This is a genomic window from Maribacter sp. (assembly GCF_039974175.1).
In the GTDB taxonomy this organism is placed as follows: domain Bacteria; phylum Bacteroidota; class Bacteroidia; order Flavobacteriales; family Flavobacteriaceae; genus Maribacter_C.
Genome location: NZ_JBDWJN010000010.1, coordinates 1283729 through 1308096, shown reverse-complemented (window position 1 = coordinate 1308096; position 24368 = coordinate 1283729). Strand labels below are relative to the sequence as shown.

At 39.7% G+C, this 24368-nt stretch carries 14 protein-coding genes; 8 read left to right on the top strand and 6 right to left on the bottom strand.

Annotated features, from left to right (window positions below):
• Nucleotides 1–43: 43 nt before the first annotated feature.
• Complete coding sequence (locus ABJN95_RS14945; RefSeq protein WP_348371376.1) at nucleotides 44–3241, bottom strand: AsmA-like C-terminal region-containing protein; 3198 nt, start codon at nucleotides 3239–3241, stop codon at nucleotides 44–46.
• Between the two features lie 544 nt (nucleotides 3242–3785).
• Between ABJN95_RS14945 and ABJN95_RS14940 the strand changes: the two genes are divergently transcribed.
• The 3 genes from ABJN95_RS14940 (at nucleotide 3786) to ABJN95_RS14930 (ending at nucleotide 8837) form a co-directional block, all read left to right on the top strand.
• A complete protein-coding gene (locus tag ABJN95_RS14940; RefSeq protein ID WP_348371374.1) occupies nucleotides 3786–4337 on the top strand; it encodes an OsmC family protein in 552 nt (183 codons plus the stop codon).
• An 82-nt stretch (nucleotides 4338–4419) separates the two neighbouring features.
• Nucleotides 4420–7329 (top strand): 4Fe-4S binding protein, encoded by a 2910-nt coding sequence (locus ABJN95_RS14935; RefSeq protein ID WP_348371372.1) that lies wholly within the window; start codon nucleotides 4420–4422, stop codon nucleotides 7327–7329.
• A gap of 11 nt (nucleotides 7330–7340) precedes the next feature.
• Nucleotides 7341–8837: an aminotransferase class V-fold PLP-dependent enzyme gene (locus tag ABJN95_RS14930; protein ID WP_348371370.1), complete on the top strand. Its 1497-nt coding sequence runs from the start codon at nucleotides 7341–7343 to the stop codon at nucleotides 8835–8837.
• Nucleotides 8838–9246: 409 nt separating this feature from the next.
• On the opposite strand, the gene ABJN95_RS14925 is transcribed toward ABJN95_RS14930, so the two are convergent.
• The 4 genes from ABJN95_RS14925 to ABJN95_RS14910 form a co-directional block, all read right to left on the bottom strand.
• Nucleotides 9247–10155: a hypothetical protein gene (locus ABJN95_RS14925; protein ID WP_348371369.1), complete on the bottom strand. Its 909-nt coding sequence runs from the start codon at nucleotides 10153–10155 to the stop codon at nucleotides 9247–9249.
• 7 nt (nucleotides 10156–10162) lie between these two features.
• Nucleotides 10163–12136 carry an adenylate/guanylate cyclase domain-containing protein gene (locus ABJN95_RS14920; RefSeq protein ID WP_348371367.1) on the bottom strand — a complete coding sequence of 658 codons (1974 nt, stop codon included), beginning with the start codon at nucleotides 12134–12136 and terminating at the stop codon, nucleotides 10163–10165.
• Nucleotides 12137–12179: 43 nt separating this feature from the next.
• Nucleotides 12180–15563 carry a tetratricopeptide repeat protein gene (locus ABJN95_RS14915; RefSeq protein ID WP_348371365.1) on the bottom strand — a complete coding sequence of 1128 codons (3384 nt, stop codon included), beginning with the start codon at nucleotides 15561–15563 and terminating at the stop codon, nucleotides 12180–12182.
• Between the two features lie 114 nt (nucleotides 15564–15677).
• On the bottom strand, nucleotides 15678–16097 hold the full coding sequence (locus ABJN95_RS14910; RefSeq protein ID WP_348371364.1) for a DUF2141 domain-containing protein: 420 nt from the start codon (nucleotides 16095–16097) through the stop codon (nucleotides 15678–15680).
• A 256-nt stretch (nucleotides 16098–16353) separates the two neighbouring features.
• On the opposite strand from ABJN95_RS14910, the gene ABJN95_RS14905 reads away from it, so the two are divergent.
• Nucleotides 16354–18516, top strand: coding sequence for a TonB-dependent receptor (locus ABJN95_RS14905; protein WP_348371362.1), 2163 nt, complete (start codon nucleotides 16354–16356; stop codon nucleotides 18514–18516).
• A 7-nt stretch (nucleotides 18517–18523) separates the two neighbouring features.
• Here the strand turns inward: ABJN95_RS14905 and ABJN95_RS14900 are convergent, their stop codons facing one another.
• On the bottom strand, nucleotides 18524–19129 hold the full coding sequence (locus ABJN95_RS14900) for an alkylhydroperoxidase (protein WP_348371361.1): 606 nt from the start codon (nucleotides 19127–19129) through the stop codon (nucleotides 18524–18526).
• A gap of 114 nt (nucleotides 19130–19243) precedes the next feature.
• On the opposite strand from ABJN95_RS14900, the gene ABJN95_RS14895 reads away from it, so the two are divergent.
• The 4 genes from ABJN95_RS14895 (at nucleotide 19244) to ABJN95_RS14880 (ending at nucleotide 24356) form a co-directional block, all read left to right on the top strand.
• Nucleotides 19244–20137 (top strand): MoxR family ATPase, encoded by an 894-nt coding sequence (locus tag ABJN95_RS14895; RefSeq protein ID WP_348371359.1) that lies wholly within the window; start codon nucleotides 19244–19246, stop codon nucleotides 20135–20137.
• A 47-nt stretch (nucleotides 20138–20184) separates the two neighbouring features.
• Nucleotides 20185–21357 carry a VWA domain-containing protein gene (locus tag ABJN95_RS14890; protein WP_348371357.1) on the top strand — a complete coding sequence of 391 codons (1173 nt, stop codon included), beginning with the start codon at nucleotides 20185–20187 and terminating at the stop codon, nucleotides 21355–21357.
• Between the two features lie 170 nt (nucleotides 21358–21527).
• Entirely contained in the window at nucleotides 21528–21992 is a 465-nt protein-coding gene (locus ABJN95_RS14885) for a (2Fe-2S)-binding protein (protein WP_348371356.1), read from the top strand.
• A 3-nt stretch (nucleotides 21993–21995) separates the two neighbouring features.
• Nucleotides 21996–24356 (top strand): xanthine dehydrogenase family protein molybdopterin-binding subunit, encoded by a 2361-nt coding sequence (locus ABJN95_RS14880; RefSeq protein WP_348371355.1) that lies wholly within the window; start codon nucleotides 21996–21998, stop codon nucleotides 24354–24356.
• The last annotated feature ends 12 nt before the right edge of the window (nucleotides 24357–24368 follow it).

Genomic DNA, 24368 nt, shown 5'->3' with positions numbered 1-24368 from the left:
GCTGAGGCATACGTCTTTATACCAAATGATCTTTCAACTTTTATTAGAGGTTACCTTTCTTTTTTCCTAAGGAAACCTCGTAGTCATTTATAGTTCCCTTAATCTTTAGATTTAGATACTTTGTTTTTTTGTTAGCATCTATTTGAACAATTTCATCTACTTGCTCCGAATCAATAACAGTGTCCTTCTTACTTCCAAAGAGTTTTTGCCAAGAAGCTTTTCTTACAGTTTTCCACGGTATACGTAAGTAATAATCGATATTTTGATGATTATCATGAGTTCCAGATAATTCCATATGGCCCAAACTAGATTCGATCGTCATTGACGGAATGCTAATCTTTCCATTCTCAATATCCAAACTATTTTGCAAGGTGTCAAACCGAATATTTTGTAAGTTTTTATCTCCCATATAATCTGCAAGTGCCAACATTGGGTCATAATTTTTTAATCTTCCATCCAGTACTTTGATATCCATTTCGATACTTGATTGGTCTAGATCTGGCACCAAATCTGGGTATACTCTAATCTTGCCTTTAATTTTAGAGCTGAGTTTTCCCTGTAAATTCTCTGACACGAGATGGTCTTGCCCAAAATTTTCAAATTTAAACAGCAGTTTATCCAAATCAACATTATTAACTACCAAATTTGGCTGCAGATAGATATGTTTTGGATCACTACCATTAAAATATCCCTTTAATTGAATATTTCCTCCCGCAGCATCCATAGCTAGCGTATCAACATATACGTAATGGTTAGGTGTTGTTCTTAAATCAGCTTTGATATGTTGCAAATCGATTCTATGGTATATAAAGTGAGCGATGTCTAGCGTAAATTGCATATCTGTAAATGGCACTTCATATATATTAAAGGCATTCGCATGTTCCTTTACATCCTCTGTATTTGAACTAACGGCTTCCTTTGGTTTTGGCGGACTTAAATTGAAATTAAAAAGGGCATCATAATCTATATAATTTGCCTTTAATTTTAGATAGTTATCTCGTTTCCGTAATTGTGAGTCTTCCCCCAAAAAATAGTTTAAATCAAAGTTAAAATTGGTAGATCCTATTTCTCCATGAAAGTCTTTTATCGCTATATGCTCCTCTTCATAATGAATGGTACCCCGAAAGTTATCAAAGCGAAGCGGATGCAGTTTCATTTTTGCATTTAACTTATCTAAAGCCAGATCGATGGAATGTAATACAGAATCTTTATAATGCATGTTAGCATCAAAATGCAAGGCCAAATTATCAAACGATTCATGCCTGTATTCTTCCGGAACGTAATTTTCTCCTTTATACGAAAAGACATCTTCAAGTCGTAACTTATTAGAAGTTAGATTAATATCTAAATCTACATCACCTTTCAGTTGGGGTTGCATCCAAAAAGCATAGTCGTGTATTAGCCCGTCAAAATGAAAATCACTATCATCTATATACCCTTTAAAATCGATTATTTCTAAATTGTTGTCATCTATTAACACATCTGCATGAAAATCATGTAGTTGGTGGGGGTAATGCTCTAAATCTGCATATAAACTATCGATAAAAAATTCACCTTTCGGTAAATATTTGGCTTCTGTAATAGCTTGTGCAGAAGTTTTGAAAGAAAGCCCCAAGCTCAATTCTTTTATTTGTTCATCGAAACCGGTTTGGGGAGCATCATTTAACGAAAAACCTGTTAATTGGGCAATATCTAGGTAGTTGGAAGCAATATCTAAATGGGCTTCCACTGGGGTATTGGTGTGATGTACAATCGCCGGTAGGTCAGAAAGAAACCCACGTATCGATAAATCGGAATTGCCCATAAACAATTCAAATTGTTTTAGCACGGCTTCTTTACCATTCATTATTAAATGTACATTCAAATTATCTAAAGGAGTAGGAAGTTCTTTGGTGACTAAACTCAAATCTTTAACAATCAATTCTGTAAAGTACGCCTGATTCAGTTTTTGTAGCGCCTTTGCAGGCTCATCAATATCAATAATATCGTGAAAGTTCATTTTCAGGGAGACTTTTCCAGAGGCTTGCTGTACGTGCTCTAGTTCAAGAAAGGCTGCAATAAAATCTAAATTAAAATCAGAGTTTATCTGCATATCAACCTCCGGAGATTCAAAATTCTTAACTAGAATAGATCCTTTAAAGGTTCCTTTTTCTAAAGATGCGGTCATGTCAGTTAGCGAAAATTCCATGGTACTAGCATCTCTGTTTGCACCATTGGTAAAATGCCCATTAAAGCCCATCTTATCAATCTTTTTCTCACTTGTGGTATTTTCTAAAAAGGCTTTCTCTGCGCCAAAACTTGCATTGATGAAGGGTCTATTGCCCAAATTAGCCGGGCCTTGAACACTCGCATTAAAATAGATTTCACCGGCATTTTTGTACTTCTCTAACAGCGGTATCAGATCAGCCGGGGCAAAGGCGATGAGCATATCAAAATTGGGTTTTGTTCCTTTTATAGAGAGATCTAGATCTACGTCATTTTTGATATCTATGGCCCCTTCCAATTCAAAATCGCCATTTTCCATTACAATACCTGAGGGTTGTATGTCAAGAATTCCGGTAGATTCATTAAATACCACGTCGGTATGAACTTCAAAATGTTTATGGCGAATAAAGGTGGTATCGCCATCTTTAATCACATTTAATTCAAAGTCAGTATCTATATGACCAGCGATGATATCATCTTTTAGGCTAAACCCTCCTTTGCCTTTGTAGATGAATTTTTCGACATCGGTATTGGTGGCTTCATCTAGCGTATGGACATCGAGATTTTTAAGCTTAATTTTTTTTAAATGAATGTTGGTCGAACTGGTATCTACTGTTGCGGTGCTTGTCAGGGAGTTTTGAATATTATTGGTATTGTTTTCATGAATTACAATATTAAAAATACCTTCCTCTATCAATAAAGAGTGAATGTCATAATTACCGTTGACAACATCCCATAAGTTAAAGCCAATGTAAATGTCTTCAACATCCATTATTAGGGCTGCATTGTCTTGTTTTGTTTCAAAAATTTGAACATCATATACTTTTATAGAGATGTCAGGAAAGTTGCCAAATAAGGTCAATTCACTTTCGCCAACATGAATAAGGCCTTTGTGTTCTTCGTTTAATTTTGCTATCTCCCCTTTTACAATTTCGGCCTGGTTACTTTGAATGTATAACAAGAGCCCCCCTAAAACCAACAGTGGAGCCAAGATGAGTGCCAATAGAATTCGTTTCCAGTGTTTATTAATCTTCAAAACAGGTGCATTTAGGGTTGCAAAGCTGATGTACATTATAAATAACGAGTTCGGGTAGGATAGTATTGTTTAATCTGTGATTTCGTTTTTAGGTGTTTACAATGCTTAACTACTCTTTTTTAAATAGTTCAAATTATTCAAATTCAGTCTTCCTTAGAGGTACCGATCTAAACCGCTGACGAAGAAAATAATGAGCTGTCAATTTAATTTTTAAACCTTCTTAGTTGGCTGACGACATCTTATGTCGTTAGGAACAGCTATGCGAATGCGATTCGCATTGAGGGATAATAGGATTTTGCAATACAATCCTATCGCAAAAGGGGAGTAATAGAGCTAATCTTCTTGATTCAATAGGTTATTATCTGAAAACTCACGAAATGCCGTAAATACACTAACGATATTTCGTAAATATGCGAAATATCGTTATGATCTACAAACAGAAAAAGTAATATAAACAGCTATTAATCAGTTACTTAATTAGTTTGGCATGGCGATGGCACTGTACCAAGCAGCAATAATGCTAAACAATTAAAAAACAAGTAAAATGATTACAACAGCAAACATCAAAAACGGAGTTAACGTCGATCAATTGGTAGAAACCATTCAGCACGTTCAAGAGCAACCAGAGTTAGCAAAATTCGAATTTCGCGCAAAGACTAACTGGATTACCGGCGGTCATTGTGTCTCAAGCGCCAAGAGTTTTTATGGCGTATGTCAAGAAGACACTTCACGTCAAGAAACTTTTACCATGGAGTGTGACCACCCTAATGTTTTATTAGGCGAAGATAAAGCAGCTACACCTGCAGAAGTAGTATTGCACGCTTTGGGTTCTTGCTTAACCGGTGCCATGATGTACCACGCAGCTGCAAACGGTATCGATATTGAAGCTTCAGAAGCCAACCTCAAAGGAGGAGCCGATTTGCATGGTTTCCTAGGTCTTGACCCTGAGGTGCGTAAAGGATTTGATGGTATTACCGTAAAGTTCAAGGTTAAGTCTGATGCTAGCGAGGAGCAATTGCGCAACTTGGCCCAGTTCTCTCCGGTTTTCGATATGTTGACCAATCCTACTCCGGTTAAAATCGAATTTGAGAAGTAAGAAGTGAACTTAAAAAAGGCTGGCTTGAAATGAGCTGGCCTTTTTTACTTTTTTCAATCAACCATCAAACATCAACAACAAAATGGACATCACAAAACAACATATCATTACGACTGGAAATCAAGCCACAGCCCATATCGCTTATAAAACAAACGAGGTCTGTGCCATCTATCCCATTACTCCTTCTTCAGAAATGTCTGAATTGGTGGAAGAGTGGAGCGCAGATCAGCACGAAAATATTTTTGGCGGTGTCCCCACGGTTTTTGAAATGCAAAGTGAAGGCGGAGTAGCAGGAGCATTGCACGGTGCGGTGCAAACGGGATCTTTGGCTACCACTTTTACCGCTTCACAAGGTCTGTTATTGATGATGCCCTCGATGTATAAGATCGCTGGCGAATTGACACCGAATGTAATTCATGTCGCTACCCGATCGATTGCCACGCATGCCTTATCCATTTGTTGTGACCATGGTGATATCATGGCGGTTCGACATACGGGCTATGCTTTCTTAGGAGCGGCGACTGTTCAAGAGGCACATGATTTTGCATTGATTGCACAAGCGGCAACTTTAGCCTCGCGTATTCCTTTCGTACATTTTTTTGATGGATTTGAAACCTCACATAAAACCACAGCAATCGATGTCATTTCAGATGCTACCATTACGGAAATGATGGATGCGAACTTAATTGCTGCCCATAGCGAACGAGCTTTGAATCCGAATGCGCCAGTACTGCGTGGAACTTCACAAGGTCCCGATGTGTTTTTTCAAAGTCGGGAAGCAGTGAATTCCTTTTATGAGGGCTGCCCTGATATGGTACAAAACCAAATGAATAAGTTTGCTACATTGACCGGAAGGCAATACAAACTCTTCGATTATGTAGGCCACCCCGATGCGGAACAGATCATCATTTCTATGGCATCAAGTACGGAGATCATTGAGGAAACAATTAAAAACTTAAACGCACAAGGCGAAAAAGTAGGGTTAATAAAGGTCCGTTTGTTTCGACCTTTTAGCGGAAAACATGTATTGGAAGCGCTTCCAAAAAGCTGCAAATCGATAGCTGTTTTAGACCGTTGCAAAGAGCCTGGTGCTACAGGAGAACCTCTATATCTTGATATCGTGCAAACACTTATGTCCGTGACGGATACTTACACCACACTTCCAAAAATTGTCGGTGGCCGTTACGGACTTTCTTCCAAAGCACTTAGTCCGAATATGGTTGTAGCCGTGGTCGAGAACTTAAAATTAGAGAATCCAAAGAACAATTTTACCATCGGGATAAACGATGATGTGACGCATCTGAGTTTGCATTATACCAAGGAATTCCATCTGGAGCATACACGGCTTGAGTCGGATTCTGATTTTGCCAATTCCCTCTTAGGCAAGTTGTTGGCAGGAAAAGGAAATGAACTTCCGGTAAGTGCCCTTCCTGTAGACGGCACCTATGAAACCGATACGGCAAAATTTGCGATAAGGCATTCAGGAGATAGCCTTCCTATATGGGATACCGATTTATGTACGCAATGTGGGGCTTGCAGTATGGCTTGTCCTCAGGGTGCTATTCGAATAAAAGCGTATGACAATTCCTATTTGAAGGATGCTCCAAATAACTTTCAGTCGGTAAAATCTATCGAAGCCGATTGGGAAATCGATTTGTTAAACTATACGGTGCAGGTAAATCCTGAGCAATGCACAAGTTGTAACAATTGTGTAGATGCTTGCCCGGCGAAAGCCCTGTTAATGAAAAGTAAATCGGAACAAATCGAAAAGGAAACAAAAAACTGGAAACACTTTGAAAGCATACCAGAGTTCGATAGAAACAAAATAGATAGCACCAAGGTTAGTCAGCAGCAGCTGCAAGAACCTTTGTTTAAATATTCGATTGGTGTTGATGGTTGCGGAGAAGCGCCCTACCTAAAATTGATGTCACAGTTATTCGGAGATCGAATGCTTGTGGCTAATGCCACAGGTGCAAGCTCAATTTTCGGGGGCGCTCTCCCTACAACTCCTTGGGCAAAAAATGCCCAGGGTAGGGGGCCGGCTTGGTCGAATTCTCTTTTTGAAGACAATGCTGAATTCGGTTTGGGATATCGACTTTCACTAGATCAAAAAGAACAGCAGGCGAAAATTCTCTTGAAAAAACTAAAGAATGAACTCGATTATAATTTGACTCATGAAATGCTAACAGCCAAGCAGCGAACAGAAAAGGAAATCAACCAACAACGCAACAGAGTAAAAAAATTAAAGGCCCACTTAACCACCGTTGCCAAGGTGGAAGCGCAACAGTTGTTGCAAATTGCCGACAGTTTGGTGAAGCAGAGCGTATGGATCGTTGGAGGCGACGGTTGGGCCTACGATATAGGTTATGGGGGAATAGATCATGTAATGGCGTCTGGAAAGAATGTGAACATTTTGGTGTTGGATAATGAGGTGTATTCCAACACAGGCGGGCAAATGTCAAAAGCTACTCCCTTTGGAGCGACTGCCAAATTTGCTGCTCGCGGGAAGCAAAAGCAAAAGAAAGATTTAGGTAAATTGGCCATGTGCTATGATGATGTGTTCGTCGCCCAAGTTGCTATAGGCGCTGATCAAGAACAGACGTTAAAGGCATTTCTGGAAGCCGAAAGCTACGATGGGCCATCTATCATAATTGCTTACTGTCATAGTCCTGCACATGGTATTGATAAAAGAAATCCGAGTCAGTACCATCGCGCAGCTGTTGCATCAGGACAGTGGTTGATGTACAGAAATGACCCGAGAAGGAGCGCGGAAAATTTGAATCCTTTTCAATTAGATTCACAAGAGCCAAGCATTCCTATTGGAGATTATTTGCAAATGGAAAAGCGATTTTCCAAACTTTTTGAAACCAATCCTGAGAACTTCAAGGCGCTGATTGCGGGCATTCAAAAACAAGTGAATAAAAAATATGCATGGTATTTAGATAAAGGAATCACATCGGTAGTTGATAAATCAGTACTAGTAACAGTTTAAAGCATAAAAAAATGACCAAAAATAGAACGAGTCCATTAGAAATTGGCACACAAAAATTTAAGGAAAACGGATACAACCTAATTGATAGTATAGCCGCGTTTAATGCCTCAATTGCGAGTAGGCCTGTGACGACTGCTGAAAGTCCTGAACAGATAAGAAGTTTGATAACGGAAAGGGAGCTTCCTGAGAATGGCACTCCCGTTTCGGACTTAATTTCCAAAACTACGGCGCAGTTGTTCGATCATTCTTTATTCAACGGTCACCCTAAGTTTATGGGATATATTACGGCTTCGCCGGCTCCAATGGGCATTTTGGGAGATTTACTAGCCTCCGCCACAAATCCAAATGTGGGTGCTTATATTTTGAGTCCGGTAGCCACCGAAATCGAAAAACAAACAATACAGTGGTTGTGTGAATTTATTGGGGTGCCATCAAGCTATGGTGGAATTTTCGTCAGTGGTGGAAATATGGCAAATTTTACTGCTTTTCTTGCCGCCCGAACCGCAAAAGCACCAAAGAATTTTAAGGAAGAAGGACTTTTAAATTCCTCGAAAAAACTAATCGTCTATTGCTCGAAAACTACCCATACATGGATCGAGAAAGCGGCTATTCTATTTGGCCACGGTTCGAACTCGGTACGATGGATTGCTACGGATGGTAATAATAAAATGGAAATCGGAGCCTTGGAAACAGCTATTCGGCAAGATGTAAAGGATGGCCATCAACCATTTATGGTTGCAGGTACGGCGGGTGACGTAAGCACGGGCACTGTTGATAATCTAGAGGCGGTAGCTACCATCTGCAAGACGTACGATCTGTGGTTTCATATCGATGGAGCCTATGGTGTTCCGGCGGCAATCGTGCCTGAAATAAAGCAAATGTTTCGTGGAATAGAAAAAGCGGATTCGATTGCAATCGATCCCCATAAATGGTTGTACAGTCCGTTGGAAGCGGGTTGTACCTTAGTAAAAAACCCGAAACATTTGGTCGACACCTATAGCTCTCACCCAGAGTATTACAATTTTGGGAATGCCAATGATGAGCAGAATTTTTACGAATACGGACTCCAAAATTCCCGGGGGTTCCGAGCCTTAAAAGTTTGGTTGATGTTGCAGCAGGTTGGTAGAAATGGATATGCTCAAATGATAAAGGAAGACGTAGAACTCTCTCGACTTTTATTCAACCTAGCACGTAAACATCCCGAATTGGAAGGAGTAACGCAGAATCTGAGTATTACTACATTGCGTTATGTGCCTAAAGATATTCCTTCAAAAATTGAAGATTTGGAAAGTTATTTGAACACCTTGAACGAGATGCTCGATAATACACTGCAAGCTAGTGGTCAGGTATTTATGTCGAATGCTATAGTAAATTCAAAATATTGTTTAAGAAGCTGTATCGTGAATTTTAGAACCTCTAAAAAAGACATAGAAGAAATCGTAGCGCTGATAGTGCAAACTGGCAAAGAACTTCATAAGAATTTGGTGCAAACCCATAAAAACAAGTAAAAACGAACAAGTCGGTCTCATTTAAATTGGTGAACGTCTTTAAATTCAAGACTACTGCGCTATCTCTATTAACGTTTATCAGAGCTGGCTTTCGGCAATCGGCTTGCCTACATTCTGTGTAGCATCATCCTATTTATCGGTGTTGCACGGACCAACATTCTAATACGCTGAACTTTGATGTTTATTGCACTATGCGCAGTGCTGTTGTCGGAGCATCCGTTCGAATATGTCGATACTAGCATTCTGAGCAAAGCGATGAGCAAGCCAAAACTTCCACCTCGCTCTTTACAAATAAAATTCGCTTATTCGGTCGCGACCCTTTAGGTATCTCCAATAGTTTTAACTTCCTAAATGCTGTATTAGAATACTTCATTTAGAACTATTCCTTTTAGGGTGTTACCATTTTACTCTAGTTAAACCCATTATTACGGATATTTTCAATTTCTTCAAATGAGAATACCTGTTTTTCTATTAAATCAAGATATTGATCGGTCAGCGTTGCATTGAAAAGTAAATGGTCATCAGTATTGATGGTCAGTTTAATTCCATGGTCATACAATTTGCGAATGGGATGCTCCGAAATGTGCTTTACAGCACCAAGGCAAATATTACTTTGAGGACAAACATTCAATTGAATGTCATTCTCTAACAGCATGTTCATTGTTTCCATGGAGTTTGAGGCCGTAATGCCGTGTTGAATTTCTGTCGGATGAAATAATGAAATTACTTTATCTATTGTCTTATGGTCTGAAAACTCTCCAATATGTACTTTGGTTTTGAGGCCGTTCTCTTTGGCGGCATCGAAAATAGGAACAAATGCATCCAATTCTCTATTGATTTCTTTCCCATAAATATCTATACCGCCGAACACCCCACTTTCGATACATTTTAAACCAATGGAATTTACTTCCTCCAAACGATGATCTTTGTTGATACCAATGTCTGGTCTAAAATCAATACGTGATTTATAACTTTCTTTTAGGTGGCGCACCGCGCTAATGAGATCTTCAATGGCGTTATCAAAAAATCGTACAAAGCCTATATCAATACTGGCCTCTAGATAGGTCACGTTGTCGTTAATACTATTTGCCAAGGCCATTTCAAAAAAGAAAATCATATCATCTGAAGTCAGTATTAGCGAATTGATATGATTGTTGATGAAGTCAACCATTCCATCCAACCCATCGTAAAAATTAGGAATATCCAGATTCGCATTGGGGTATTTCTGTAGCAACATTTTCTGAGTTCCCCCTAAATGCAAATGGTTATGTACATCGGCTTTAGGTAGTGCTAGTATTTGATTTCGCAGTCTGTTCATTGATGTACTAAGATGCTTTAGTCACAAAATACATCTCCATGTCCATTTTGCCCTTGACCGGTATTTTGCCCCTCGATTCAAAGGAAAATCGAGAGTCACCATTTACCAATTGAAAAGTATCTTGAGATATATTCACCTTCCCAATTGCACCGCTGCTTTCAATACGGGAAGCTATGTTCACAGTGTCACCCCAAACATCGTATTGAAATTTCTTTACCCCAACTATTCCCGCTACAACCGCTCCGGTGTGGATACCCAAACGCATTTCAAAAGGTGTTTCATTCTTAGCACGTTTTGATTTGATTCGCTCCGATATAAATGTTTGCATTTCCAAGGCCGCTAAAATTGTGTTCTTTACCGAATCTTCCGAAGGTAATGGTAATCCGCCTGCCGCCATGTATGCATCTCCGATTGTTTTTATTTTTTCGATGCCCCATTTATCGATAATGCCATCAAAAGCTTCAAAACAAACATTGATTTCTTTAACCAATTCTTGAGCGCTTAGCTTTTCAGAGGTTTGTGTAAATGATTTAAAGTCGGTAAAAAGAATAGAAACCTTTTCAAAGTCTCGAGCCACTGCCCTCCCATTATCCTTTAACTCTTGTGCAATTTCCTCAGGAAGTATATTGAGAAGCAAGTTTTCCGAACGGTTTTTTTCGACTTGTAGCTCAGCTTTAGATTTCCGAACAAAATTTAGACGATTGTAGAGTAACAGGGCCAACACAAAAATTCCAGCACCAATAGCTATAGCGACATTCCGGGTCTGATTCTTTTTACGTACCTCTTCTAAATGCGCAGCTTCTATTTTTCGCTCGCTTTCTGCCTGTGCTATACTATCGGCGAGCATAGCTCTAGCGAACTCCATTTGTTGTAACTTTTTGGAAGTTGCATTTGACTTTAGACTGTCACCTACTTGCAACATTTTTTCATGATACTCCAGTGCTTTGACGGTGTTGCCTAGTGCTTTATAGTTGTCATAAAGACATTGACAAGCTATTTTTTGAGTTCTTAACCTACTTGTTTCTAACGCTATTGCATATGCCTCTTCACATTTTTCGACACCTATTCGATATTCCTTTTGAACAAAATACAACCCACCCATATTAACCAGCGATTCTGCAATTTCTGGTCTGTCTCCAATTTCTTCTTGAAGAAGTATACTTCTACGATAATAGTTTAGGGCTTTTGCCAATGCTAACTTTTCTTTATAAACATCACCAATACTGCTCAAGAACATCGCAAGGTCTTTTTTGTCTGAATGTTTCTCCCCAAGGCTCAAACTTTGTAGGAGGTATTCAAGCGCAGCATCATAGTTTTTTTGATCCGTATTAATTTGCCCAATATTACTTAAAGTGAAAGCGATATCAGCCTGATCTCCTACCTCTTTTCTGAGTTTTAGACATCGTAGTTGATATTCTAAGGCCTTATCGAAATTTTGCTGAACCCGATAGAGTTCACCGATATTACTTAGCGAAAAAGCTATTGCAGATTTGTTACCTAACTCTTCTCTTAGTTTTAAACTTTTTTCAAGGTATTCTATTTGTTTTATATCGTCTCCTAGATTACCATAAACGATTCCTAGATTGGCAAATGAACTGGCAATTCTTAGCTTATCACCCAGCACTAGAGCAAGCTCTAAATGTTCTTTATTATAACGTAACGCCTCTTTGTAATCTCCTTTTACCCACAAGGCGGTACCTTTGGTGGCCAATGCATAACTAATATGTTTTTTAGATCCGATTTTTTTTGCCAAAGTATGCTGTAGGTCTGCGAAGTAAAAGGCGCTGTCTGGTTGTGAATAGATATAACCATGATAAGAATATAGACCAAGGGCACTAAGTCGTATGGTATCAGCTTTGGTTTCATCTTTCCAAACGGACCAAAGAGAGTCTAGTTCGGTATCAGAAAAGGATGTTTTGGACTGCCCAAATATGCTGCAATTGGTGAAGAGAACTATAAATAGGAAAGATTTCTTAAACACTCAATTTATTTTACAGCGAAGGTTACAATTCTTTTAAATGCTTCTATTTTTCACTCATTGTATTCACAATTTCCCAATTTTCGGGTACGCCTGAAATGGTGTATTCGGCAGCTTTGGTCACAAAATATTTAGCGACTTTATCTTGCGGATTTTTCGTCAGAACCTTATCAAAAGCAGCAGAGGCCTTTGGAAATTGATTATTGAAAAAATAGTCAAGACCCTTTTCAAAATCCTTTAAGGTCTTGGATTTCAACTTGGCTACCTCAGGAGCATCACCATCGAAACATTCATAGATACCCGTAATATTATCTTTTCCTTTGACCTGAACCTTGCCTAAATAGCGGAAATTAAATTGGTCTTTCTTATCGACGGTTTTTAGACTGTCTTCACTTATAATAATGTTGGCCCCATAGTGTTTGGTAACGCCTTCCATTCTGGAAGCTGTGTTTACGGTATCAGCGATAATTGCAGTGTCATTTCTTGCCGAATCGCCAATAATTCCCATAACTAGCGGACCAGTATGCAATCCCATCCCTACCGAAATGGGAATATTGTCTTCTTTTATGCGTCGCACATTGTACGTCTGAATAGCTTTCTGCATATCGATACTTGCCTGAAGTGCGTGTGCTGCATTGTTGGGAAAGAGTGCCATAATTCCATCACCTAAATATTGGTTTACAAAACCACTATTTTTTTGTATCTCTGGCCCCATTTTGCCAACATACGAATTCACGAACTTGAAATTCTGTTTCGGGGTCATTCCCTCCGCTAGCGAAGTGTATTCACGAATATCGGTAAAGAGAACAGTCACCTCTTTTTCAACATGATCGCCTAAAACCACATCGGTTATGGTTTCTCTGCCTACTGATTTTATAAATGCTGTAGGTACGAACTTGCTGGTCGCCTTGTGAATTCCGTTCATATCAAGATGGGCCTTGATTCTCGCCAATAATTCATTTTTTGAAAATGGTTTGGTCAAATAATCATTGGCGCCAACATTGAATCCCGCTACTAAATCGCGTACTCTGTTTTTCGCCGTAAGTAAAACCACAGGGAGTTCACTTGCGAGGTATTTTTTTCTGATTTGTTGGCATACTTCGTAACCCGATAAGCCAGGCATCATAATATCAAGGAGTACAAGATCAAAAACTTCCCCTCTTTCGAGTAGTTGTAAGGCTTCATCTCCGTCTTGTGCAGCAGTCGTGGTATATCCTCCAACAGTTAAGTGATTCTCTAGCACAACTCTATTGATGGGTTCATCATCTACGATGAGCACCTTAGCCAAACCTTTTGGTTGCTTTGTTTTGATTGCAGAAGCTGATCTGTCTTCCTCGAGATCGGCTTGTAATTGGGAAATTCCTTCACTTTCCATGGGTTCCACTAAGGAAATATTTTTTCGCGTTTTTTCACTAATAGGTAGTGTGAAAGTAAAGGTAGAACCTTTACCTACTTCAGAATCAACTTCGATAGTTCCTCCATGTAGATCTACCAACTGTTTGGTTACCGAAAGGCCAAGTCCGGTACCACCATATTCTCGCTCTATAGAACCGTCAGCTTGTTTAAAGGACTCAAAGATGCTACCAAACTTTTCTTTGTTAATACCGATTCCTGTATCTGAAACTGCAATGGAAAGCATCTTCTCTTTGAGGTCGGTTTTGATTTCGACTTTACCCTTTTTAGTAAACTTAATCGCATTTCCTACAAGGTTATGTAAAATCTGTTGTACGCGATTTTCATCTGCTTCAACTAATGAAACATCATAAGGTACCGCATTGATCAATTTTATATCCTTATTACGAACTATAGGTTGAGAGAGTTTTATGACCACATCGACGACAGCATGCATATCTACCGGCCGTGTTGCCAAAACCAAATCTTTGTTTTTTAGTTTTGAAAAATCGAGAATGTCATTAACCAAGTGCGATAGCCGTTTGCCGCTGTTGGCAATCATATCGAGATTTTCAATAGCTTTTGTAGGCAACGTGCCTGCCGCCCCGTCTTTCAGTGATTCTGAAAGTCCGATAATTCCGCTTAATGGGGTTCGAAGTTCGTGTGAGGTGTTGGCGAGGAACTGATCTTTTAATTGGTCTACTTGTTTTAATCTATTAATCACAGAACGCTCGTGCGCTAATTTTTTGTTTTTTTGTCTGTTTTTCCAGTAAAATCCTCCAAATAATAAAATTCCCAAAGCTCCAAATCCTAAAATGTAAAGTAGATTTCTTTGTTTGTTTAGGTTTTTCTCAAATAATAATTCTTGTGCAGCCTTCTGCTTATTGAAGGCAATGCTATCGGCCAGTTGTTGTTTTTCAAATTGATACTGTAATTCTTGGCGAGTAATTTCCTCTATCTTTTCTTGGTTTACCAAAGAGTCTTTAGTAGCAATGGCAAGCTTGAAATATTCCAAGGACTTTTGCATATTATTTAGTCCTTCCCATGCATTACTTAGCGACATGTACGAATCGTGTTGAACTCCTAGCGCACCGGTTTTTTTTGACTGTGCTAATGCTTTGTTCGCATCGCTGATGGCCGCGCGATATTCATTTTGGTCCAGATAAGCTTTTGCTCTATAGGAATACACTGCTGGAAGACCTTCTCGATCATTTATTTCTTGTTTAATTTCAACACTTTCGTTCAGGTATTGAAGCGCCTTTTTGTATTCACCTCTTTGGATATATTCAGCACCAATATTGCTGTAGGCCCTACTAAACGATCTTTTGTCTTCGATTTCTTTAGCTATTTCCGCACTTTTCAATAAATTCTTTAAAGCTAATCCATGATTTTTAAGATTGGTGTAAACCAAACCAATATTGTTATATGCAGCTGGCAGTGAACGTTTATTTTCTAATTCCTTTTTGATTTCAAGGCTACGCGTATAATATTCTAGGGCTTTTTGATTGTTTTTTTGATCGACATATAGGTTCCCAAGGTTATTTGTGACTCTAGCCAGACTAGGTTTATCTGCCAATTCCTCCGAGATTTTCAAACCGGCTAGCATGTTTTCCAAAGCCTTGGTGTAGTTTCCAAGTTCGTAGAAAACCGTACCTATGTTGTTGTATGATGTAGCGGTTGCTTTTTTATCGTTTAAAAGAATGTTGATTTCATGACTTTCTTGAAAGTACTTTAAGGCATCCTTGAATTCCCCTCTTACAGCATGACTTCTACCTATTAGATTTAAAGCGGTAGCCTCCCAGTCTCGGTTATTTTTCTCTAATGCGAATTGTAGCATTTGCTGACCGGTAGTCCTAGCGGTGTCAAGGTTCTGTCTAAATTGAAGCATGTACAGATCAAACCCCTTCTCGAATCGAATAGAATCTATTTGATTGGTGCTTTTCCATTCGATTTTCAGACTATCGATTTTAGAATTTTGTGCGGTCGAAATATTACACGCCAAAGCACCCCAAAGAAATATGAGTATTAGTTTTTTCATTGTTTGAGCGGGAGAACGATTGGTTTGTTGTGTGATAAATGTAATGTATAATGTTTTAAATACAAAAAAGGCTTTCCAACTGGAAAGCCTTTACTCGGATTGATGCTTTGAGATCTAAAACCGTATTCTAATTTCTTGATCTTCATCGGAGACTTCGAACTTTGAAGTTTCAAAGCTTGGCGGACCGTAAAGGTTCATTTCTCCAGAAGTGCCATAACTTTCTTGTGGCATCCCATTGGCATCCATATCCATTTGTTTGTTGTCGTTGGCATCGTGCATTACCATAATGGCGAAAGTACCAGGAGTTACATTTTCAAATGTTAGTATCACCTCACCGGCTTTGGCTGGTGCCATAGCATTCACTACTCCCATTCCTTTCATAAAGGTGTCTGCAGTATGCAAACCTCCTAAAATAGTACCACCGTCTGCAAGTACATTTTCAATAGTCACTTTGATAGTAACACCATCGTTGTCTTGTGCCATGGCTGTAAAACCAATGCATAGTGCTGAAATAAAAAGGCCTAATTTTTTCATGATAAATAATTTTTAAGTTTATTCCTGTGAAAACAAGAATCTGTTGATTAATTGTTTAACTCGTTATTGATGCCTCAAAGGTGCGATACCCCGTTAAGGTTTTTAAATACATATTACCGAGTTGTTGTTTTTTGACCCTGAACTGTAAATTGATTTTGTGATTGCAATTCAGTCCCTAAAATTTACAGTTCGGTAATATCGTTTTCTTCACTGCTGATTTAGTTGTCATTTTTGCTGCATCAAACAACGAACAATCATGAGAAGACAAATTTTAACCATCACATTTCTATTTTTTACTTTTATAAACTTTGCACAAAATACCATCTCTGGAACGGTCATAGACGGCAAGGGCAACGCAATTGAAGGGGCAAACATTTATTTGGAAGGCACCTATGATGGTGCCTCTTCTGATCAAAACGGAAAGTTCAGTTTTGAAACTTCTGAAACAGGAACACAGAACCTCATTGTCTCTATGATATCCTATGATACCTATATGCAAGCAGGCGACGTTTCTTATTTCAAGGATTTAAAAATTGAATTGCTGGAAGCCATCAATCAGCTTACAGGGGTTACCTTAACCGCTGGAAGCTTTCAAGCGGGAGATAACAGCAAGGTATCTGTATTGAAACCGCTAGACATTGTTACTACTGCGGGCGCAGCGGGAGATTTTGTTGGGGCCTTACAAACCCTACCTGGAACATCAACCGTTAGTGAAGATGGCCGTTTGTTTGTTCGTGGTGGCCAAGCAGGGGAGACACAGGTATTTATTGACGGACTCCGCGTATTCCAACCCTTCAATGCAACAGCAAATAATATTCCGACCCGAGGTCGCTTTTCACCTTTTTTATTTAAGGGAATCACCTTTAGTACGGGTGGCTACTCCGCTGAATACGGTCAGGCACTTTCGAGTGTCTTGCTACTAAATACCACAGATGAACCTGATCAAGAGAAGACTGATATTTCTGTACTTTCAGTAGGTGCAGGACTTGGTCGAACTGAAATTTGGGATAATCAATCGCTAAGCGTCAATGTACAATACATCAATCTGGCACCCTATCAGTGGCTCATTCCAAATGAACAGGGCGCACGCTGGAACAAACCCTATGAGTCCTTTTCTGGAGAAGCGGTATACAGAAACAAGACTGACAAGGGTATGTTTAAACTTTATACGGGATTCAATCAAGCCAAACTCGATTTAGACCAGGAGGATATCAATTTTGATGACTTTGTCAATTTCGGTCTGAAGAATAGCAATTTGTATGCAAATACTTCATACAAGCACTTTTTTGACAAAGAATGGACAATGACGGCCGGAGCGAGTATTTCTTCAGATCGAAATGATATTAAGTTTGATGTTAATGATATCGAAACTAATGAAACGGCCGGTCACTTGAAATTGAAAGTAAAAAAGAACTTCAACAACCGATTTCAACTGAATTTTGGCATCGAACACTTCATTACCGATTACAAAGATACTTTTGTGTCACCAGATGGTTTATCATTTGATACGGGTTTTGATGATACTCTGAGTGCTGCCTTCGCCGAAGCGGATATATTCTTTAGCAACAAGTTTGCTATGAAACTTGGTGTTCGCGGAGAGTATTCAAGTTTTCTAAAAGATTCGAATATTGCTCCACGCATATCGTTGGCCTATAAGAGTAGCGATAAGGGACAGTTCTCTTTAGCATACGGTGATTTTTATCAGAATCCCCTGGCGGAATCTTTAAAGTTTGATAGAAGTCTTGATTTTGAAAAAACCTCACACTATATATTGAACTATCAATATTTATCAGATGGCAAAACATTTCGTGCGGAGGCTTATTACAAAGACTATGATGAACTTGTAAAATTCGATACTGAGATGCCACAGTTTAATTCACTTTTCAACAATTTGGGAAGTGGCTATGCTGCAGGAATCGACTTCTTTTGGCGTGATAACAAGAGTATTAAGAACTTGGATTATTGGGCTTCGTATTCGTACTTGAACACCGAGAGAAACTTCCGTAATTTCTCAGAAAGAGCAACTCCGAATTTCGCACCTGAGCATAGCCTTTCACTGGTGACTAAATATTGGGTTAATGACTGGCGCTCACAGATTGGGGTTTCTTATAACTACGGTTCGGGCAGACCGTATAACAACCCCAACACACCAGAATTTTTGGCCGAAAAAACAAAGTCTTTCAACAGTCTTAACGTTAACTGGGCCTATTTGATTTCTCAACAAAAAATACTTTTCTTCTCCGTGAGTAACGTCACAGGATTTAAAAACGTCAATGGCTATCAATACGCCAATACACCCAATATGGATGGTGTCTTTGACCGCCGTGCGATACGACCTACCGCTGATGCCTTCTTTGTAGTAGGTTTCTTTTGGACCATTAGTGATGATAAGAGTAGCAATCAATTAGATAATCTGTAAAACTAATCTATGAATGCCCCCAATTATTAGGGTCATCGTTTTGGTTAGGGGAGAGCCCTAAAATATCTCCCTTGGTACAAGCACCCAAACCAACTACACTGCGATTTACATAATTAAAATAACTGACAACTTGATTAATTTCAAGTATTTCGCCCTGAGAGAATCCTGATTTGGTGAGCGCGGTAAAATCTTCTTCTTTGATCTCTTGAACATTCAAGGTCAGCTTTTTAGTATAAGCCACACCACTGCCAAATTTCGAGGTAAAGAAGGCGTTTAACTCATCATTTTTTAGGGCATCCAAAAATTGGTTTGACCTCAGATCATTGTTTAAAAGCCGCTTGAGTCCCGCAAAATGATGTTCCAAGCAATACTCGCAATTATTGAGGTAGCTTACATAGCAACCCAAAGCTTCTAAGTACCATTTGGGTAAAGTGTTTCCTGAATGGTGTAATACAGCCTTGTATAAAAACATATGGCCTTCAAGCGTATGCGGGCGAAGGCTATGGATCTTTAATACATTATCTATATTGTTATTAGGCCCTTTTACTCTTTTGTATAGACTTTTCAGCTTTCCTTCGGCTTTATCGAAATCGATTGTTTTTATCCAACTCATTGGCTATTATTTTCTGTGAATTCTATGAGAAGGAAATATACCAATTTAGAATACAAAACTTGTTGTAACAGCTGAATTTAGGTATCTTAATCGCTTAGGAATAATGCATACTGTATGAAGAGCGAAGAACTTTCTCAAATTAAAAAAATGCTCCAAGAACAAGGCTATATCGATGATGGCGCTATTGCCATGTCGATATTTCTGGCAATGAAATTGGAGAAACCTTTGTTGGTGGAGGGTCCTGCAGGTGTAGGTAAAACGGAAATTGCCAAGGTGGTGGCTAAGGCTTTGAAGACAGAATTAATTCGGTTACAATGTTATGAAGGATTGGATAGTACGCATGCCCTATACGAATGGAATTACCAACATCAATTGCTATATCTAAAGATGCAGGAAGGTAAGGGCGAAGCTATCAAAGACCTTGAAGAAACTATTTTCTCCGATAAGTTTCTTTTAAAGCGACCTGTGCTGAACGCAATTACGCACGCTGATAAAACGGTATTATTGATTGATGAAATCGACCGAGCTGATGAAGAATTTGAAAGTTTTTTGTTGGAAGTACTTTCTGACTGGCAAGTAACCATACCCGAAATAGGAACTATAAAAGCAACAAACAAACCTCAAATTATATTGACTGGAAATCGCACTAGAGAACTATCTGAAGCCTTACGCAGAAGGTGTCTATATCTGTGGATTGATTATCCGACATTTGAAAAAGAATTGGCAATTGTAAAGTCTAAAGTACCTGAAATCGACCAAAAACTTGGTGTACAAATTTGCAGTTTTATGAAAGAACTTCGCGAGTTAAAACTGGAAAAAACACCGGGAATTTCAGAGACCATTGACTGGGCTAGAGCATTAGCTAGTATGCACTTAGAACACTTAGAGGAACAAATAGTTGAAGAAACCTTGGGGGTTGTTTTAAAGGATTGGCAAGATATGCGCCATACTCAAGATTCACTTTCTGAGTTGCTTGAGCGAACAAGGGTTACCTCTCGAATAAGTTAGTACGGCTTGGATGTTCGTAACTGATAATTTAAAAGCAAAGTATAACTATGCCTTCAACCATTGCACACCAAACAGAGCTGTCAGCCAATGTTGTATTGTTGTGTAGGTTCTTAAGGAAGAAGGGTTATAAGTTAAGCACCCTCGAAGAATCAGATGCGCTCAGGGCAATTTCATTTCTTCCTATACATTCCGAGGAGTACTTCAAAGAAGCGCTGCGTTCAGTATTGACCAAAAGCCAATTTCAACGGACCAAATTTGATGAGTATTATCAAGAGTTCAAAGATCAACTAAAAAAAGCAAGCGATTCCAAAGTCAAAGAACTCCCCGAAGAAAAGAAACAACCCGAAAAAAAAACCAAAGCCGCTCAATTTGATGCACTAAAAGATTGGTTGAATTTAACTCCCTCCGACGAACAGAAAGAAGTAGCTGCCTTTAGTGATTTAGAAGTTTTGACTAAAAAGAACTTTCTCGATTTAAGTGAAGATGAAATGCGATTGATGATGCGGGTGCTACGAAAGCTAGCTAGAAAAATGGCACATCAGAAAAGCCGGCTTCGAAAAAAATCTAAACGGTATCAGCATTTAGACTTAAAACAAACGATGCGCACGAATATGCGTAAAGGAGGTGAAATTCAGCAGTTGCAGTTCTCAGAAAGGAAAGATCGAAAACTAAAATTGGTGTTGCTCTGTGATGTAAGCCGCTCCATGGAGCTGTACAGTCGCTTTTTTATTCATTTGATTTATGCTTTTCAAAATGCTTATGACAACATAGAAACCTTGGTGTTCAGTACAGCCCTTCATAGGGTTAGTGAAATTTTGGATACTAATGAGGTTGAGAAAGCTTTTAAAACCATTTCAGAACGTGTACCACATTGGTCGGGGGGTACAACCATTGGTTCGTGCCTGCAAGACTTCACTCACAACTATGGTCACAGCATGTTAGATAAAAAAACAATCGTTTTGATGCTATCCGATGGTTGGGATACTGGGGAACCAGAGGTAATGAGAACGGCCATGAAAACCATATACAAGAAATCAAAGAAAGTCATTTGGTTGAACCCCTTGGCGGGCAGTCCTGATTTTGCTCCTGAGGCTCTTGGTATGAAAACCGCCTTACCTTACATTGATGTGCTTGCATCGGCACATAATTTGGAAAGTCTAAAACAAGCTTTACAGCAACTTCGCGGCAAACGAAAATTGCCAAATACATGGTCTAGGTGAGTTCAATTTTAATATTACTTAAACAAAGTGTCAATTAATTGGTGATATGTTAATTTTCTTCCTAAAATAGTTGGGGATTATCATTTCTTCTTTTTATCTTGATTGTCCGATTGAAATCATGTCTTTCCATCGCTTTTCAAAATCTTAGAGAACATTAAATCGTAATATATATGCAAATTTCAATGACAATTAATGGGAAAGAATACTCCCATGATATTGAGCCGCGTATTAGTTTGGCCCAATATTTACGAGAGAACTTAAACCTAACTGGAACGCATATCGGTTGTGACACCAGTGGATGCGGTGCCTGTACGGTTACCGTAGATGGTGCTGCGGCAAAGGCATGTACCTTACTGGCCGTTCAAGTTGATGGTGCTGAAATCACAACCATCGAAGGCATGGCCAGCGGAAGCGAAATGCATCCGATTCAGGAGGCCTTTAAAGACAATCACGGACTGCAATGCGGTTTCTGTACTCCTGGTATGGTAATGACTGCTGCCGACATTCTGAAGAACAACCCGAATCCGACCGAGGAGGAAATCAGGCACGGACTCGAAGGCAACTTCTGTCGTTGTACAGGCTATCACAATATTGTCAAATCGATACAGCATGCCGCTGAAAAAATAAATGCATAAGCTATGGAAACATTTATAGGAAAACCGATTAAAAGACGAGAAGATAACCGATTTCTTAAAGGCGCAGGAAAATATACGGATGATATCAAGCTGATGGGAATGACCCATTCCGCTTTTGTACGCAGTCCGTACGCTCATGCAAAAATCTTAAGTGTTGATACATCAGAAGCCGAGAAGGCTGAAGGTGTGGTAGCGGTGTACACCGGAAGCGATGCTTGTGGAACCTTCGGAGTTCCTTGCGGATGGCAGGTGGATTTCAAAAACGGGGAAACGATGCGTGAACCTTTGCACCCACTTTTGGCGAAAGACAAAATACTACATGTTGGTGAAGCGGTTGCTATTGTAATTGCCGAAACCTTAGAACTCGCGCGCGACGCTGCCGAATTGGTTGACGTAAAATACGAAGCGCTACCGGCAGTTACCTGCCCTAAAAAGGCCATGGAAGCCGGTGCACCAAAAGTGCATGACCAATGGGATGACAATGCGGCTTTTGATTGGTGCATTGGTAACGATCGTGCCGAGGTTGAGGCTGCTTTGGAGAATGCGCATCACGTTACTGAGATGACCTATAAGAATCACCGTTTGGCACCAAATGCAATCGAACCAAGAAGCTATATTTCAGATTATGATGTAAATGCCGACAAATGGACCTTATACACAAGTACACAGAATCCGCATTTGATTCGCTTATTGCTCTGTGCTTTCGTCTTGGGAATTCCAGAACATAAAGTCCGTGTACTTTCTTATGATGTTGGTGGCGGATTCGGAAGTAAGATATATCATTACACAGAGGAGGCGCTTTTGACTTGGGTATCTAAAGAAATTGGAAGGCCAGTAAAATGGACATCAGACAGAACTGAAGCCTTTTTGACCGATGCCCATGGGCGAGATCATATTGTACATTCTAAAATGGGATTCGATAAAGACGGTAAAATTGTTGCGCATCTTACAGATGAATACTGCGCGATGGGAGCGTATTTGTCGACCTTTGCGCCGGCCGTTCCCACTTATTTGCACGGAACACTTTTTCAGGGAGTGTATACGACTCCGTTGATTCATTTGAATGTGATAGCACCTTTTACGCATACGGTTGCCGTTGATGCCTATCGGGGAGCAGGAAGACCAGAAGCCACTTATCTTTTAGAGCGGATCATTTCGAAAGCTGCCAAGGAGATGAATATAGATCCTGCCGAAATTCGATATAAAAACTTTATCCCCCCATTTAATGGAACTTCTGAACCCGGCTATCAAACTCAGGTTGCTTTACAATATGATAGTGGAAATTATGAGGGTGTTTTAAAACGCGGACTCGAGATGTTGGGTTATGAGGATTTCAGAAAGGAGCAGGCTGAGGCCCGTAAAAATGGAAAATTATTAGGCGTTGGAATATCAACCTATATCGAGGGGTGTGGAATTGCTCCTTCAGCGGTAGTTGGTTCTTTAGGTGCTCGTGCCGGACTTTATGAAGTAGGTCATGTAAGGGTGCAACCTACAGGAAAAGTATCCGTATTTACAGGAGCACACTCGCATGGGCAGGGACATGAAACAGTATTTGCACAATTTGTAGCCGATAAATTAGGAATACCTATGGACGATGTGGATATCGTTCACGGTGATACCGATCAAGTTGCTTTTGGAATGGGGACTTACGGTTCTAGAAGTCTAGCCGTTGGTGGAAGTGCGATTATAAAAAGTATTGAAAAAGTTTTGGAAAAAGGAGCAAAAATAGCTGCTCATAAACTGGAAGCCGCCGAAGAAGATTTGGAATATGCGGAAGGCAAATGGACGGTAAAAGGTACAGATAAATCCATTTCTTTTGGAGATGTTTCTTTGACTGCCTATGTACCTCATGACTATCCTGAAGGTGTCGAACCCGGTTTAGATTTTTCAAGTTTCTATGACCCAACAAATTTCACCTATCCTTTCGGAACGCACATTGCTGTGGTTGAGGTATGCCCTGATACTGGAAAAGTAGACCTGCAACGTTTTGTTGCCTGCGATGATGTAGGGAACGTGATGAACCCGATGATTGTAGATGGTCAAATTCACGGTGGCGTTGTACAAGGAGTAGGTCAAGCCTTATTGGAAGAAGTAATTTATGACGGAGAGGGCCAAATGGTCACAGGATCGTATATGGATTATGCCATGCCTCGCGCCGATGATGTACCCAATATAGAAACCGATAGAACTACAACCCCTTGTCCGCATAATCCTCTAGGAGTAAAAGGAGCAGGGGAGGCCGGAGCCATTGGCTCCACACCAGCGGTTGTGAATGCCGTGGTAGATGCGCTATCACATTTGGGAGTTACTGACATTCAAATGCCTGTCACCCCTAGACGAGTTTGGAAAGCTATGCAAAACTAATTTTAAAGCACA